Origin of the sequence: Luteibacter anthropi (genome assembly GCF_011759365.1) — a bacterium.
In the GTDB taxonomy this organism is placed as follows: Bacteria; Pseudomonadota; Gammaproteobacteria; order Xanthomonadales; family Rhodanobacteraceae; genus Luteibacter; species Luteibacter anthropi.
Genome location: NZ_JAARLZ010000003.1, coordinates 535,012 through 549,020, shown reverse-complemented (window position 1 = coordinate 549,020; position 14,009 = coordinate 535,012). Strand labels below are relative to the sequence as shown.

12 protein-coding genes are annotated in these 14,009 nt (G+C 66.0%); 11 read left to right on the top strand and 1 reads right to left on the bottom strand.

All coding sequences use genetic code 11. The annotated features are described in order from the left end of the window. Positions 1-402: 402 nt before the first annotated feature. A complete protein-coding gene (locus tag HBF25_RS08040; RefSeq protein ID WP_166947319.1) occupies positions 403-1,899 on the bottom strand; it encodes an aminotransferase class III-fold pyridoxal phosphate-dependent enzyme in 1,497 nt (498 codons plus the stop codon). A 234-nt stretch (positions 1,900-2,133) separates the two neighbouring features. On the opposite strand from HBF25_RS08040, the gene HBF25_RS08035 reads away from it, so the two are divergent. The 11 genes from HBF25_RS08035 to HBF25_RS07985 all read left to right on the top strand — a co-directional run bounded on the left by HBF25_RS08035 (position 2,134) and on the right by HBF25_RS07985 (position 14,009). Continuing rightward, positions 2,134-3,057 (top strand): ABC transporter ATP-binding protein, encoded by a 924-nt coding sequence (locus HBF25_RS08035; RefSeq protein ID WP_166947318.1) that lies wholly within the window; start codon positions 2,134-2,136, stop codon positions 3,055-3,057. Continuing rightward, complete coding sequence (locus HBF25_RS08030; protein ID WP_166947317.1) at positions 3,054-3,833, top strand: ABC transporter permease; 780 nt, start codon at positions 3,054-3,056, stop codon at positions 3,831-3,833. The genes HBF25_RS08035 and HBF25_RS08030 overlap by 4 nt, the downstream gene beginning before the upstream one ends. Before the next feature lie 21 nt (positions 3,834-3,854). Further along, positions 3,855-5,000, top strand: a complete 1,146-nt coding sequence (locus HBF25_RS08025; RefSeq protein ID WP_166947316.1) for a sensor histidine kinase — start codon at positions 3,855-3,857, stop codon at positions 4,998-5,000. Between the two features lie 26 nt (positions 5,001-5,026). Next, on the top strand, positions 5,027-6,193 hold the full coding sequence (locus HBF25_RS08020; RefSeq protein WP_166947315.1) for a sensor histidine kinase: 1,167 nt from the start codon (positions 5,027-5,029) through the stop codon (positions 6,191-6,193). Next, positions 6,190-7,317, top strand: coding sequence for a histidine kinase (locus HBF25_RS08015; RefSeq protein ID WP_166947314.1), 1,128 nt, complete (start codon positions 6,190-6,192; stop codon positions 7,315-7,317). Before HBF25_RS08020 ends, HBF25_RS08015 begins: the two co-directional genes overlap by 4 nt. Then, positions 7,314-7,916, top strand: a complete 603-nt coding sequence (locus HBF25_RS08010; protein WP_166947313.1) for a response regulator transcription factor — start codon at positions 7,314-7,316, stop codon at positions 7,914-7,916. Before HBF25_RS08015 ends, HBF25_RS08010 begins: the two co-directional genes overlap by 4 nt. A gap of 580 nt (positions 7,917-8,496) precedes the next feature. Next, on the top strand, positions 8,497-9,687 hold the full coding sequence (locus HBF25_RS08005) for a DUF3142 domain-containing protein (protein ID WP_208392461.1): 1,191 nt from the start codon (positions 8,497-8,499) through the stop codon (positions 9,685-9,687). Continuing rightward, positions 9,684-12,053: a hypothetical protein gene (locus tag HBF25_RS08000; protein ID WP_166947312.1), complete on the top strand. Its 2,370-nt coding sequence runs from the start codon at positions 9,684-9,686 to the stop codon at positions 12,051-12,053. The genes HBF25_RS08005 and HBF25_RS08000 overlap by 4 nt, the downstream gene beginning before the upstream one ends. A 147-nt stretch (positions 12,054-12,200) precedes the next feature. Continuing rightward, the gene (queA, locus tag HBF25_RS07995; RefSeq protein ID WP_166947311.1) at positions 12,201-13,238 is read left to right on the top strand and encodes a tRNA preQ1(34) S-adenosylmethionine ribosyltransferase-isomerase QueA; all 1,038 of its coding nucleotides are present in this window, start codon (positions 12,201-12,203) and stop codon (positions 13,236-13,238) included. An 80-nt stretch (positions 13,239-13,318) separates the two neighbouring features. Then, positions 13,319-13,636 carry an STAS domain-containing protein gene (locus HBF25_RS07990; RefSeq protein ID WP_166947310.1) on the top strand — a complete coding sequence of 106 codons (318 nt, stop codon included), beginning with the start codon at positions 13,319-13,321 and terminating at the stop codon, positions 13,634-13,636. A 10-nt stretch (positions 13,637-13,646) separates the two neighbouring features. Beyond that, positions 13,647-14,009, top strand: a complete 363-nt coding sequence (locus HBF25_RS07985; RefSeq protein ID WP_166947309.1) for a response regulator — start codon at positions 13,647-13,649, stop codon at positions 14,007-14,009.

Below are 14,009 nucleotides of genomic sequence, written 5' to 3'. Positions count from 1 at the left end.
AGGAGCGCGCCTCGCGCGCGACCGTTCCAGAGGCCATGAACAGCAGATGCCCAAATGGGCTGCTATCGCAGCCCGTCGCGCGCAGGCGCGCTCCTACAGGGTAGTGCCCTGCGCGGCAGCCTGCCCGCCACCTCACCCTTGTAGGAGCGCGCCTCGCGCGCGACCGTTCCAGAGGCCATGAACAGCAGATGCCCAAATGGGCTGCTATCGCAGCCCGTCGCGCGCAGGCGCGCTCCTACAGGGTAGTGCCCTGCGCGGCAGCCCGCCCGCCACCTCACCCTTGTAGGAGCGCGCCTCGCGCGCGACCGTTCCAGAGGCCGTGAACAGCAGATGCCCGAATGGGCTGCTATCGCAGCCCGTCGCGCGCAGGCGCGCTCCTACAGGGGAAGTAGGGGGCCGAGGTCAGGCGGCCTTGGACTCGCTGCGGCGAGGGCCTTCCATCAGCGCATGGCGCACCTCGTCGACGATGAGGTCGACCTCGGCGCTGGTCACGCGGAAATGCGGGGTGAAGCGCAGCGAATTCGCGCCACCATGGATCACGCCGATACCGCGTTCGCGCATGTATTCCTCGGTGGAACCCTCGCCATAACACTTGAACTCCGACGCCAGCTCGCAGGAGAACAGCAGGCCGGTGCCCTGCACCTTGGTGATGAGCCCGCCCAGCTCGCCCTTCAGTGTCTCCAGCTTCTCGACGAACTCCTTGCCACGCTCGCGGATATTGCGGCGGACATCGTCGGTGAGCTCGTGCATGGTCGCCACCGCCACGTCGAGCGCGCGCGGGTTAGCGGTCATGGTGTTGCCGTAGATGCCCTTGCGGTACAGGCCGGCGACACGCTCGGAGACGGCAAGCACCGACAACGGATACTGGCCGGCATTGAGTGCCTTGGAGAAGGTTTCCAGATCCGGTGCCTCAAGCGACTCGAAGCCCGGGTAATCGATGATCGACAGCACGCCGTGCGCACGCAGGCCGGCCTGGATGGAGTCCACCAGCAGCAGGGTACCGTGGGCGCGGGTTAGCTCGCGTGCGGCCGCATAGAACTCGGGCGTGAGGGCCCGACCCGGGTCGCCTTCGCCCATCACCGGCTCAAGGAACATCGCCTCGATGAACCAGCCCTGGCGATCGGCCTCGGCGAACACCTCGCGCAGCTGCGCGACGTTGTACGGCTCAACCGTGACGAGGGTGTCTTCGTGACGGAAGCTCGCCAGATGCTGCTGGTAATTGCGGCGGGAGGAATCCGAATAGATAGCAGGACGCTCGGTGCGGCCATGGAAAGCACCCTTCACGGCGAGGCGCTTGATGGTGCGGCCGGCGTGACGCGCACCCGGATCGGTCATGAGCTTGGCGTTGACGTCGGCGATGCGGCCAGCGAGCGTCACCGACTCCGACCCCGAATTCAGGCACAGATAATGCGAATAGGGGCTGCCGCCACGGGTACGGCCGAGCTCGCGGTTCAGCGCTTCGGAAAGACGCAGCTGCGCGACGTTGGCGGTCATCACGTTGGCCATGACCTGCGGGCGCGACATCGCCTCGATGATGGCTTCGGGATTGTGGCCGAAACCCAGCATGCCGTAGCCGCCGTTGTCGTGCAGTACGGCGCCTTTCAGGGTAACGACCCAGGGACCACGCGCGGCAGCGGGCACGTAGGGATTCACGCCATCGTCTGGATAGAAGTTGACCAGCCCGGCCTGGAGGTGGTGGATCTGCTCGGCCTCGTCCAGACGCAGGAAGTCGCCCATGTCGGCGCGCAGCGCGCGGTGATAGGCCACGGCTTCTTCGACGGCGCGTACCAGCGAGGCATCGGAGCGGGCGAAACGGTCGACAGTGGCATCAGGCAGCCCTCGCGTACGCTGCTGACCACCAAACTCGCGCAGTTCGCGCAGGAGACCGATCACGTCCATAACCCACTCCTCAACAATGCCTGAAATGACGGCGGTGCCGCCAGGGAATCCCAATGCGTCTATATATCGAAAACGTGCCTAAGTGCAGATAATTAAAGGGATTATTGACCCAGCATATCATGCGGTTTTTACACGCGTAACCCCCTGGGTGACGCTTGTCACATCCGCACAATGACGCAAGCGACTGCCGCCAAGGGCTTGCCTCGGAATATGTTGCATCGCAAGGGAGGACATATGACCGAAGACACCCGCATCGCACGACTCGAACAGGTTTCCAGGCGCTATGGCGCGATCGTCGCGCTGGACCGCATCGACCTCGATATCCACCGCGGCGAACTGCTCGCCCTGCTCGGCCCGAACGGCGCCGGCAAGAGCACCAGCATCGCCCTGCTGCTCGGCCTGCAACGGGCGGACGAGGGGCGGGTGACGCTGTTCGGTCGCGATCCGCAGGACATCGATGCGCGTCGCCGCATCGGCGTCATGCTGCAATCGGCGGCCCTGCCGCCCACGCTCAAGGTACGCGAACTGCTGAGGCTCACGGCCAGCTATTACCCGGAACCGCGTACTGCCGGCGAATGCGCCGAATTGGCCGGCATCGACGACCTGATGGTACGCCGCTACTCCGACCTCTCCGGTGGCCAGCAGCGACGCGTCCAGTTCGCCATGGCACTCATCGGGCGTCCGGAACTGCTGTTCCTCGACGAGCCCACGGTCGGCATGGACCTCGCCGCGCGCCAGGCGCTCTGGGCGGCGGTCCGCCGCCTGGTGGCCGAAGGCTGTGGCGTGGTGCTCACCACGCATTACCTGGAGGAAGCCGAGGCGCTGGCCGATCGCGTCTGCGTCATCGCGAAGGGCCGGGTGATTTCCGAAGGCACCGTCGATGCCCTGCGCGCGCACGTGGCCGTGCGGCGTATCCGTTGCATCACCACGGTCGATGCGGATGTCGTATTCCGCTGGCCCGATGTGGCCAGTGTGGAGCGTCAGGCAGGCGGACGCCTGAGTATCGCCACCGCACAGGCGGAATCCGTGGTGCGTCGACTGCTCGATAGCGACCCCATGCTTTCCGAACTCGAAGTGCAGCGCGCGGGCCTCGCCGAGGCCTTCACTGAAATCACCCGCGAAACCGATGTGGCCGATGCCACTCGGGAGGCCGCATGAGCACCATCGAAAGCACGGCCACGCCGGTGATGACCACCGCGCGACTGCTCAATGCCTACCTGCAGGAGATCCGCAGTGAATGCCTGCGCTACATGCGCAATCCGGGCTTCCTCCTGCCGATCCTGCTCTTTCCGACCACGTTTTACGTGATGTTCGGCATCGTGCTGGCGCACTCCAATTCGCCGGAGGCTACCCGTTACCTGCTGGCTTCCTACGGCACCTTCGGCGTCATGTCCCCGGGCCTGTTCGGCTTCGGCGTGTCGCTGGCCATCGAGCGTGAGAGTGGCCTGCTCACGCTCAAGCGCGCGTTGCCCATGCCGCCGGGGGCCTACCTGTTCGGCAAGATGTGCATGGCCCTCTTCGTCGCTACGGTGGTGTGCTCCGCCTTGCTGATCCTCGCGATCTTCGTGGCCGGCGCTCCGATGACGGCATCGCGGGTGGCGGCGTTCTATCTCGTGGAAATCCTTGGCACGCTGCCGTTCTGCGCCCTCGGTCTCATGATAGGTACCCTTGTGAAGGGCCAGGCGGCACCCGGTACGGCCAACCTCATCTACCTGCCGATGGCCTTCCTGTCGGGGCTGTGGTTTCCGCTGTCGGCCATGCCGCACGTGATCCAGTCGATCGCCCCGCTGTGGCCGGCGTACCATCTGGATCGCCTCGCACTTTCGGCGGTGGGACTGGGCGAGGGGGGCGATGCGGTGCATGTGGCCGTATTGCTCGGGTTCACGGCGGTTTTCCTGTTTGTCGCCGCGCGGCGTCTGCGCCACCAGGGTTGAGGGGGAAAAAGGACGATGGTCATGGGAAGTACGTGGTTTCAGTCGGCGCCAGATTCGCTGTGGTCGCGATTCCGCGACAAGCCGCGCACGCGACTGGCCAGCTATTTCCACCTGATCTGGATCGTCTACGTCTTCGTCGATCTGTTCAACAAGGGTGGCCTGCCCATCGACTGGTACGCCATCACGGCCTTGTCGCTTCCGGTGTTCCTTCTGTTGTACTGGCAGGTGCATCTGCGTCCCGCGCGTTATGCACCGCTCTTTGCACTCACCATGGCCCTGCTCGGGCTGGCGATGCTCGCCGACGGACATAACGGGGGCGTCTGCTACGTCATTTATGGCTGCTCGTTTATCGGTGTGAATGCGTCGCAACGCGCGGCCGTCGTACGCCTCATCGTGCTCACAGTCATCAGTGTCGGCTTGGTCACCATCTTCAATGGATGGCCCTGGCCGGCCTCGCTGATCGTGGCCGTCATGGCTTTTGCAGTCGGCATCCTCAGCCAGTTCTACCGGGCCACCGCGCAACACGATGCCGAGCTGAAACTCTCCCACGACGAGGTGCGACGGCTGGCCGCCACGGCCGAGCGTGAGCGCATCGGCCGTGACCTTCACGACCTGCTGGGGCATACGCTGTCGCTGATCACGCTGAAGCTGGAGCTTTCGCGTCGCCTCATTGATCGCGATGGTGCTGCGGCACGCCGTGAGCTTGAAGAGGCCGAAGGAGTGGCCAGGCACGCACTGGGCGAGGTGCGTTCGGCAGTCACCGGCGTCCGCACCACCGGCATGGCCGCCGAGCTGGCGTCGGCGCGCTTGTTGCTCAACGCCTCCATGGTGCAGTTCGACTACCTCAATGACCTGCCCACCTTACCCGAACGCGTTGAGACGGGTCTGGCGCTGGTACTGCGCGAAGCTGTCACGAACATCCACCGGCACGCCCGGGCGTCTATCGCCGAAGCCCGGGTAGAGATGCGGGGAAACACGCTCATGTTCTGTATTTCCGACAATGGCCAGGGCGGGGTGACGGAAGGAGGTAACGGCCTGAACGGCATGCGCGAGCGGATCCGGGCACTGGACGGCACGCTCAGCATCGACTCGCCGCGAGGAGCAGGCACGCGCCTGCGCATCGCATTGCCGGTGCGTACGTTGACCCACAGGGGTGAAGTAGCATGATACCCAGCCTCCCGACGGATACCCTCATGGCAAGCTCGTGGTTCCAGCCGGCACCGGATTCGTTGTGGACCCGTTTCCGCGACAAGCCGCGCGCGCGCTTCGCCAGCTACTTCCACCTGATCTGGATCGTCTACGTCTTCGTGGACCTGTTCAGCCGGGATGAGCTGCCGCCCTACTGGTACCTGGTCACGGTCGTCTCGTTGCCCGTGTTCCTGCTGATGTACTGGCAGGTGCAGATCCGGCCTGTTCGTTATGCGCCGCTGTTTGCCATCGGCATCGCCGCGCTGGGTTTTGCCACGCTCTATACCAATAACAACGGCGGTGCCTGCTACATCATCTATGCGTGTTCATTCATTGGGGTGAACACCTCGCAGCGCATGGCGATCCTGCGCATCGCGCTGCTGGTGGGCCTGTTCGTCGTTACCACGATGACCTTGCACCACTGGCCCTGGCAGGCGGCGATGATGATTTCGCTCATCGCGTTCTCCGTGGGCCTGGTCAACCAGTTCTACCGGGCCAATGCCCAGCATGATGCCGAGCTGAAGCTTTCACATGACGAGGTGCGCCGCCTGGCCGCCACGGCCGAGCGCGAGCGCATCGGTCGTGATCTTCACGACCTGCTGGGGCATACGCTTTCGTTGATCACGCTGAAGCTGGAGCTGTCGCGGCGACTCATCGATCGCGACACCGACGCGGCGCGGCGCGAGATCGAGGAAGCCGAGCGGGTGGCCCGGCATGCGCTGGCCGAGGTGCGCTCGGCGGTGACGGGTATCCGGGCCACTGGCATTGCCGCCGAACTGGCGTCGGCGCGCTTGCTGCTGAGTGCCTCGATGGTCCACTTCGAGTACGTCAGCGATCTGCCGGCACTCCCCGAGCGCTTCGAGGCGGGACTGGCGCTGGTGCTGCGCGAGGCAGTCACGAATATCCACCGACATGCGCGGGCTTCCATTGCCGAGGCGAAGGTCGAAGTGCAGGGCACCGTGCTGACCCTGTGCATTGCCGACAACGGGCAGGGCGGGGTGACGGAGGAAGGCAACGGCCTCTGTGGCATGCGTGAAAGAGTGCGCGCCATGGGTGGCACGCTGGCGATCGAATCGCCTCGTGGCAAAGGCACGCGCCTGCGCGTATCGGTGCCCTTGCTGCCGGTGGAGCGCCTGCACGCGCCCCTGACGCAGGCGGAACTGCCATCGTGATCCGCCTGCCTGTACCGGCCAGGGATTCGCTGCTTGGCAGCCTGAATTCGCCACCGTTCCTGAAGTGGCAGTTTGTCCTGCAGACGTTCTGGCTGGTGGCGTTGATCCAGGCGCCGTGGTCCCTGAAAGGGGGAGACTGGACATGGCTGGTGCCCACCCTGCTGTCCATTCCGGTCTACTTCGCCTGCTATCGGCAGGTGTTTTTCGGTCCGCAGCATCGTATGAGCCGGTTCGCGGTGGCTATCGTCGTACTCGGCTTTGTGCTCTGGCCGGTCAATCCGCTGGCTCTCGGCTACGTAGTGATCGGACTGTCGTTGCTCGCGTTCGAGGGGCGGTTGCGCCTGTGGTTGAGCCTGTCGGTTGCGGCGTCGCTGTTGACCGCCCTCTGGCATGTGATGTTCCAGGTGCCCTGGCTTCATGTCGCCCTGGTGTTCGTCAGTGGCATCGTCGGCGGGGTGAGCAACTATCTCTATGTCCGCTCGGCACGCCGCGATGCCGAACTACGTTTGTCACAGGCCGAGGTGCGCCGTCTGGCTACGCTGGCAGAGCGCGAGCGCATTGGCCGCGATCTTCACGACCTGCTGGGGCACACGCTCTCGCTCATCACCCTGAAATCCGAACTGGCCCGGCGCCTTGCGCTGGCCGATCCGGCAAGGGCACAGCAGGAGATGGAAGAGGTGGAGCGTGTCGCGCGGCATACCTTGACCGAGGTGCGCAGCGCGGTGAGCGGCCTTCGTTCGGGCGACCTGGCCAGTGAACTGGTATCGGCGCGCGTGATGCTGGAAGCCTCAGGCATCGCGTTCGATATGGATCTGCCCGATTCGCTCGACCTGCCGCCTGCCGTGCAGGCGTCGCTTTCGCTGGTATTGCGCGAAGCGGTCACCAACATACATCGTCACTCGCAGGCCACCGCCGCGCGGGTGGTCATTACCCGGAACGGACAGGAATTCTCGATGCGGATCACGGATAACGGATGCGGCGGTCTCGCCGCGCATGGCAATGGCGTGTCGGGCATGCGCGAGCGCGTGCGCCAGATCGGCGGGCGGCTGGCGATCGACTCGCCGGCGAAGCAGGGCACGTCGCTCCAGATCGGACTGGCGCTGGTTTCGGAGCCGGCCGCATGATCCGCGTCCTGCTGGCGGAAGATCAGGCCATGGTGCGCGGCGCGCTGTCGGCGCTGCTGAACCTGGAGTCGGATATCGAGGTGCTGGGTTCGGCGCCGGATGGCGAAACCGCCTGGCGCGAGCTGCAACGCCTGAAGCCGGACGTGCTGGTGACCGACATCGAGATGCCGGGGCTGACGGGACTGGAGATCGCCCAGCGCGTGCGTCGCCATGAGCTGCCGGTGAAGGTGGTGATCGTCACGACGTTTGCCCGCCCGGGTTTCCTGCGCCGCGCGCTGGATGCGGGGGTGGGCGGTTACCTGCTGAAGGATGCGCCGGCCGAGAACCTGGCCGATGCGTTGCGTACCGTGCACCGGGGCGGCCGGGCGATCGATCCGCAGCTGGCGCTGGAGGCGTGGTCGGAGGCCGATCCACTGAACGACCGCGAGCGGCAGGTGCTGCGCCTTGCGGGGGAGGGCCATTCCGCAAGCGACATCGGCACCCAGTTGAACCTGTCGCACGGCACGGTACGCAACTACCTCTCCGAAGCCATCGGAAAGCTCGGCGCAGCAAACCGCATCGAAGCCTACCGCCTGGCCAGACAAAAAGGCTGGCTCTAACACACCCCTGTAGGAGCGCGCCTCGCGCGCGACCGGTTGAAACGTTGCCGCTCCGTAGTAAAGCAGCCCATGTGGTGCGTCGCTCCGTAGGAAAGGCTCGCCTAACGGCCTCGCACTCGGCGCGTGAGCGTGGCGGCGAACGAGCCGACGGGGGCGGCCCTTGTCGCTCCGGCCTACGGTGTCCCTCGGGAAAGGAGGAGCCGCTGCGCGGCTCAGTGTCTTATGGCTTCGCCCCTTCGGGCACGGGGAGCGGGCGGGGTTTCTCGACTCGGCCTCCGTGCCTCGGCGAGAAAGACGGGTCATCCTGACCCGTCCCCTTCGGGCCTTTTCCGCCCACTCCCCTCACCTCCATCAAGTCGCGCCAAGGGCCGCCCCCGCCGCCTCTGTCCAACGTGGTCGCGGCTTGTTGTAGGAGCGCGCCTGCGCGCGACCGGTTGTCGCGAATATCTTCATCGATTCGATACCACCGGTCGCGCGCAAGGCGCGCTCCTACATGGGTCGGGGTTTTCAGCGTTGATCCATCTGCGGTCTGGATAGAATGGGCCATGCCCGCATCTCGCGCGGGGGAAGGGCTTGCCGTGTGACGAAATTCGTCCGGACCATGTTGACGCTGGCGGTGCTTGTGCCGCTTGCTGCCTGTCATCGTCCGCCGCCGCTCAGCCACGATGCTTATATCTGGCAGCGGCAATGGACGCCGGGGCTGCGCGATGCCATTGCCGCGTCGGCCGATCTGGTGCGCGACTGGCGGGTGCTTGCGGCGCAGGCGGATCGCGACGGTCGTTTCCATGCCTTTACCCCGGACACGGCCTCGCTCGGGGGGCGTCCCGCTATCGCCGTGATACGCATCGATGGACGCCTGGCCCGTTTTGATGCGGATGATCTCGTCGACCGCATCGACGAGGTGCGCAAGCGCTGGCCGGCAGTGGCCGGGGTCGAGATCGACTATGACTGCCCGACGTCGCGGCTGCCGGCTTATGCGGATTTCTTGCAGCGGTTGAAACAACGGCTGGGCAAGACGCCGCTTTCCATCACGGCCTTGCCTACCTGGCTGGGGTCGGCGGATCTGAATGCGTTGCTGGCGATTCCCGATGAGTCCGTATTGCAGGTGCATGCCGTTCAGGCGCCCCAGGCCGGACTGTTCAATCCCGACGTGGCGTCACGCTGGGTCGCTGATTTCGCGAAGCGGACGCGCAGGCCGTTCCGGGTGGCGTTGCCGACGTATGGTTCGCGGGTGAGCTGGAATGCCGATGGCTCGTTGCTTGCGGTGGAGAGCGAATCCGCCGCCCTGGCGGCGGGTGCCGTGGCTTCCGAACTGTATGCCGCGCCGGCCACGGTGCTGGCGTTCGTGGAGCACTTGCGCGATCACCGGCCGCCCCGGCTTGCCGGTGTCGTCTGGTTCCGGTTGCCTACCGTTGAGGATACGCGGGCCTGGAGCCTCGCCACCTGGCGTGGCGTGGTCAGCGGGCATCTCGAAACCGAACCGGTGAAGGTGTCGCTGAGCGTGGCCGGGCCGGATCAACCCTCCGACGTCATCATCGAGAATCCCGGTGCCGTGGATGCCGAGGCGCCGGTACGCGTGGATCTGCCCGCAGGTTGTACGCTGGCCGACGGTATCGATGGTTATGCATTGAAACGTACCGGTGAATCGCTTTCGCTTGTCGCGGTGCAGGCGCGTCCTTTGCCTGCGCATGCCTCCCGTCCCATTGGCTGGGCGCGCTGCGCGCCTGGTACTACCGTATCTCTTTCAGCCCAAGGAAAGCCCGTTTCATGATGAAGCCCTCCACGCTCGCGATCGGTTGCGCCATCGCCTTTGCCGGCGCGGTTGCCTGGGCCTGCGGCCCGGACTTCCCGTCGCAGATGCTGGACAACCGCGCGGTCACGCTTGCCGCCGTACCGCAGAACACGTTCGCTTTCGAGGCGGCGCACCTGTTGCCGGCCACCGATGGCCTGAAGGCGGTCGAGTCCGGTCCCTATGATGCGGAGCCGAAGGCCGGGCCCGATCTGCCGGCGGATCAGGCGGAGAAGGTGAAGGCCCTGATGGCGGCAGGTTCGGGTGACGAGGCTTATTCGGCCGGTGCGGGTCTGCCGGAGGATGTGCGCCTGTATGCCGCCGGCGCCGTGGACTGGAACCTTGCCATGAAGGCTTGCGCTTCTGCATCCGACACGGATGGCAACGCGGGCGGTGGCGGCGATGCGTCGTGCACCACCTTTGATGGCGGTGCGCTCAATCGCGCGCAGGCGCGGTTCGAAGCCGTGCTGGCGTTGCCACAGGATCAGGCCGTGCGGCGGGGCGCATGGGCAGCATACATGCTGGGTCGCTCGCATGCCTTGCGTGCCGGACACGCGAACGGTGCGGGTTTTACGACGGAGCGCGATGCGTCGGCGAAGGCGTTCCAGCAGGTGCGTACTCGCGTACTGGCCGGGGCGTCCGATGCGCAGGGGCTGGCAGTGGCCAGTTTTGGCGAGGAGGCCGCACTCAGCCTCTATGTGGATGGCAAGCCATGCATGTGGGTGGATTTCGTCAATGATCGCGAATGCGTGGCGAAGCTGGCGCCGGGCGATCTGAAGCACGCCATCGCGCTTTATGCCGCGCAGGCCGGTCACGGTTCGCAAAGCGCCGTGCAGTCGCTGGCGTCGATCGCGGGCGCGGTGCTGGGGCATCCGGAGCAGGTGGCGGCACTGGTGGATGGGCCAGTATCGCAGCGTCTGCTGGTTACGTATGCGCTGGCCCGCGTTGCGCCGCAGACGGCGGATGGTAAGCCCGAGCCGGTGCTGGTGACGCTTGTCGAGGCGCTGGCGAAGGTGGCGCCCGACAAGATCGCCTCCGCCGATCGACTGGCTTCGCTCAACTACCAGCTGGGGCGCTATGACGACGCGGAGCGTCTCGTGGCGAAGGCCGACGGTCCGCTGGCCGCGTGGGTGCGTGCAAAGCTCGCGTTGCGCAAGGGCGATCGTGATGCGGCGGCGCGTGCCTATGCCGAGGCCGCGCAGGCGTTCCCGCGTGTGGACGATCCGAAGGCTTCGCTTGAACCATCGAGTATCGAGCAGGTGATGGGCGAGCGCGGCGTGTTGTCACTGGCGCGCGGCGAGTATGTCGAGGCGATGACGCGCATGTACGAGGCCGCGACGAAGGTCGGTGGCGATGGCAATGTGTATGACTACGACGGTGAGGTGTCCGGAGCCGGTTACGGCAACGACATGAACTACATCGCCGAGCGCGTGCTCACGGTGGATGAGTTGAAGTCGTTCGTGGATGCGCATGCGCCGGCATCGCCGCCTCCGGCGACGAAGCCGGACGACAAGGACGCGCCGTACCAGCCTTTGCCTGTGAATGATCGCCTGCGATGGCTGCTGGCGCGTCGGCTTATGCGTGCGGAGCGTTATGACGATGCCTATGCGTACTTTCCACAGGGCATCGACAAGCGCTTCTCCGACGTCGATCTGCGCGCCACGGCGAAGGCCTATGCGGAAGCGCTGCACGATGGCGATCATGCCTGGACGGACATCGGCAAGGCCGAGGCACGCTACACGGCGGCGAAGATCGCCCGCGAGCACGGCATGGAGCTGATCGGCTACGAGCAGGGGCCTGACTACGCCGACAACGGCGGCAACTTCCAGGGTGGCAGCGGCCAGTCGATGGATTCGCTCAAGGGCGACGACGTGACCGAAGGTGAGCGCCAGCGATTCCAGGCCAGCGCGGCGCAGCCGGATCGTCGCCTGCACTATCGCTATCTCGCCTCCGACAAGGCGGCATCGGCCGCCGACCTGCTGCCGCCGCGCTCGCAGGCCTTCGCGGCCAGCCTGTGCATGGCCACCCACTGGATGCTTGAAGGGCCGCCGGATTACAGCGAAGCGGATGATGGCGATACCACCAAGCCATTGAACGAGCGGCAGCGCCGGGCGAAGGCGTACTACGCCCGGTATGTGAAGCAGGGGCCTTACGTGGAATGGGCCGATTCGTTCGGCTGGAACTGCGAGGAGCCGGATTTTGCCAGGGCGCGCGAGTTGAAGCGGGCCGAGCAGATCGTGGCGGCGAAGCGCTTCGTGAGGCACTGGCTGCCAGTGGAAATCGGCGTGGTCGTCCTGCTCCTGGCCGGCATAGGCTGGCGCATCACCCGCCGCCGCAAGCCCATGTAGGAGCGCGCCTGCGCGCGACCGGTTGTCGCGAAAATCGGCAACCTTCCGTATGGAACGGTCGCGCGCAAGGCGCGCTCCTACAGGGGCGGGGCAGGCGGGGGCCGATTGCGCGATAATCCCCTGCCTTGTGCACCACCGGCCTGCTCCGTGAAGAAATCCGACTTCGACTTCGAACTGCCCCCCGACCTGATCGCCCAGGCTCCCCTGGAGCGGCGTTCGGGCAGCCGGCTGCTCGTGCTCGACGTGCCGGGGCATAGCAAGAAGGACCGCAAGTTCTACGAACTGCCCGACATGCTCCAGCCGGGCGACTTGCTGGTGTTCAACGACACTCGCGTGCTGCCGGCCCGTCTTCACGGCCACAAGGAATCGGGCGGGGCGGTCGAGATCCTGATCGAGCGGGTCACCGGGGCCCACGAGGCCCGGGCCCAGCTCGGCGTCAGCAAGAAACCCAAGGAAGGCGGCCGCATCATCCTGGCTGACGGCAGCCTCATCACGGTGCTGGGGCGTGACGGCGAGTTCTTCCTGCTGCGCTTCGAGGGCGACGAGCCCCTGGAGCGCGTGCTGTCCCGCCTGGGCGAGATGCCGCTGCCTCCTTATATCGAGCGCGGCGCCGACACCTCCGACAAGGAGCGCTACCAGACCGTGTTCGCCCGCGAACCCGGTGCGGTGGCGGCCCCCACGGCCGGCCTGCACTTCGACGAGGCCCTGCTGCAACGCCTGCGCGACCGTGGCGTGGACTTCGGCTACGTCACCCTGCACGTGGGTGCCGGCACCTTCCAGCCGATGCGCGCCGAAGACGTGCGCGACCACACCATGCACCGCGAATGGCTCAACGTGGGCGCCTCGCTGGTGGAGAAGATCCGCGCCACGCGCGAGGCCGGTGGCCGCGTGGTGGCCGTGGGCACCACGGTGGTGCGGGCGCTGGAAAGCGCTACGGTCGAGGGTGTGCTGCGCCCGTTCGCGGGCGAAACCCAGATCTTCATCTTCCCCGGGTACCGCATCACCAGCATCGATGCGCTGATCACCAATTTCCACCTGCCACAGTCCACCCTGCTGATGCTGGTGTCCGCGCTGGCGGGCAAGGACGCGATCCTCGATGCCTACCGCTACGCGGTGCTCCAGCGTTACCGCTTCTTCTCCTACGGCGATGCCATGCTGATCCTGCCGCCGCCCCGGCCGGCCTAAAGCTTTCCCATGGGCGGCCGATAAGCCTGCCGAACACCTCCCCGGGGCAGTGTGTGCCGGGGGTTTCGACGGTAGGGATCATGGCCAGGAAATCCTCCAAAGACAGCGGGCGCGCGACGATCGCGCTTGACGCGGACCTGCGCATCGGCGCGGCTCCGGCGCTCCGTGACACCTTGCTGGCCGCCCTGGGCGGCGGCACACCCGTCGAACTGGACGGCACGACGGTGAGCCAGGTGGATACGGCCGGCCTCCAGGTGCTGGCCGCGTTTTCTCGCGACGCACGCGCGGCTGGCTTGGCGGTCAGCTGGACCGGTGCGAGCGACAGCCTCCGGCGCGGCGTGGCCGTGCTGGGCCTCCACGAATTGATTGAACTGCCGGCGCCTGCCGGCGTGAACTGAAGGTGCACCGATGGCAAAGATTCTTGCGGTAGACGATTCGGCTTCCATGCGCAGCATGGTCGCCTTCACCCTGCGCGGCGCGGGCCACGACGTGGAAGAGGCCGATAACGGTCGTGCGGCGATTGACCAGGCCAACGTGCACAAGTTCGACCTGGTGCTGGCTGACGTGAACATGCCCGTGATGGACGGTATCTCGATGGTCCGCGAAATGCGCACCATGTCCGGCTACAGCGGCGTGCCCATCCTCATGCTGACCACCGAGTCGGACACCAACAAGAAGATGGAAGGCAAGGCTGCCGGTGCCACCGGCTGGCTGGTGAAGCCGTTCGATCCCGACCAGCTGCTGGCCACCGTCGCCCGCGTGCTCGGCTGA

What these genes read in the sequence shown, in the direction of transcription:
- HBF25_RS08000 (WP_166947312.1), top strand. Translation starts at nt 9,684, where the DNA reads ATGATGAAGCCCTCCACGCTCGCGATCGGTTGCGCCATCGCCTTTGCC.
- HBF25_RS08030 (WP_166947317.1), top strand. Translation starts at nt 3,054, where the DNA reads ATGAGCACCATCGAAAGCACGGCCACGCCGGTGATGACCACCGCGCGA.
- HBF25_RS07990 (WP_166947310.1), top strand. Translation starts at nt 13,319, where the DNA reads ATGGCCAGGAAATCCTCCAAAGACAGCGGGCGCGCGACGATCGCGCTT.
- HBF25_RS08020 (WP_166947315.1), top strand. Translation starts at nt 5,027, where the DNA reads ATGGCAAGCTCGTGGTTCCAGCCGGCACCGGATTCGTTGTGGACCCGT.
- HBF25_RS08040 (WP_166947319.1), bottom strand. Translation starts at nt 1,899, where the DNA reads ATGGACGTGATCGGTCTCCTGCGCGAACTGCGCGAGTTTGGTGGTCAG.
- HBF25_RS08035 (WP_166947318.1), top strand. Translation starts at nt 2,134, where the DNA reads ATGACCGAAGACACCCGCATCGCACGACTCGAACAGGTTTCCAGGCGC.
- HBF25_RS08010 (WP_166947313.1), top strand. Translation starts at nt 7,314, where the DNA reads ATGATCCGCGTCCTGCTGGCGGAAGATCAGGCCATGGTGCGCGGCGCG.
- HBF25_RS08025 (WP_166947316.1), top strand. Translation starts at nt 3,855, where the DNA reads ATGGGAAGTACGTGGTTTCAGTCGGCGCCAGATTCGCTGTGGTCGCGA.
- HBF25_RS07985 (WP_166947309.1), top strand. Translation starts at nt 13,647, where the DNA reads ATGGCAAAGATTCTTGCGGTAGACGATTCGGCTTCCATGCGCAGCATG.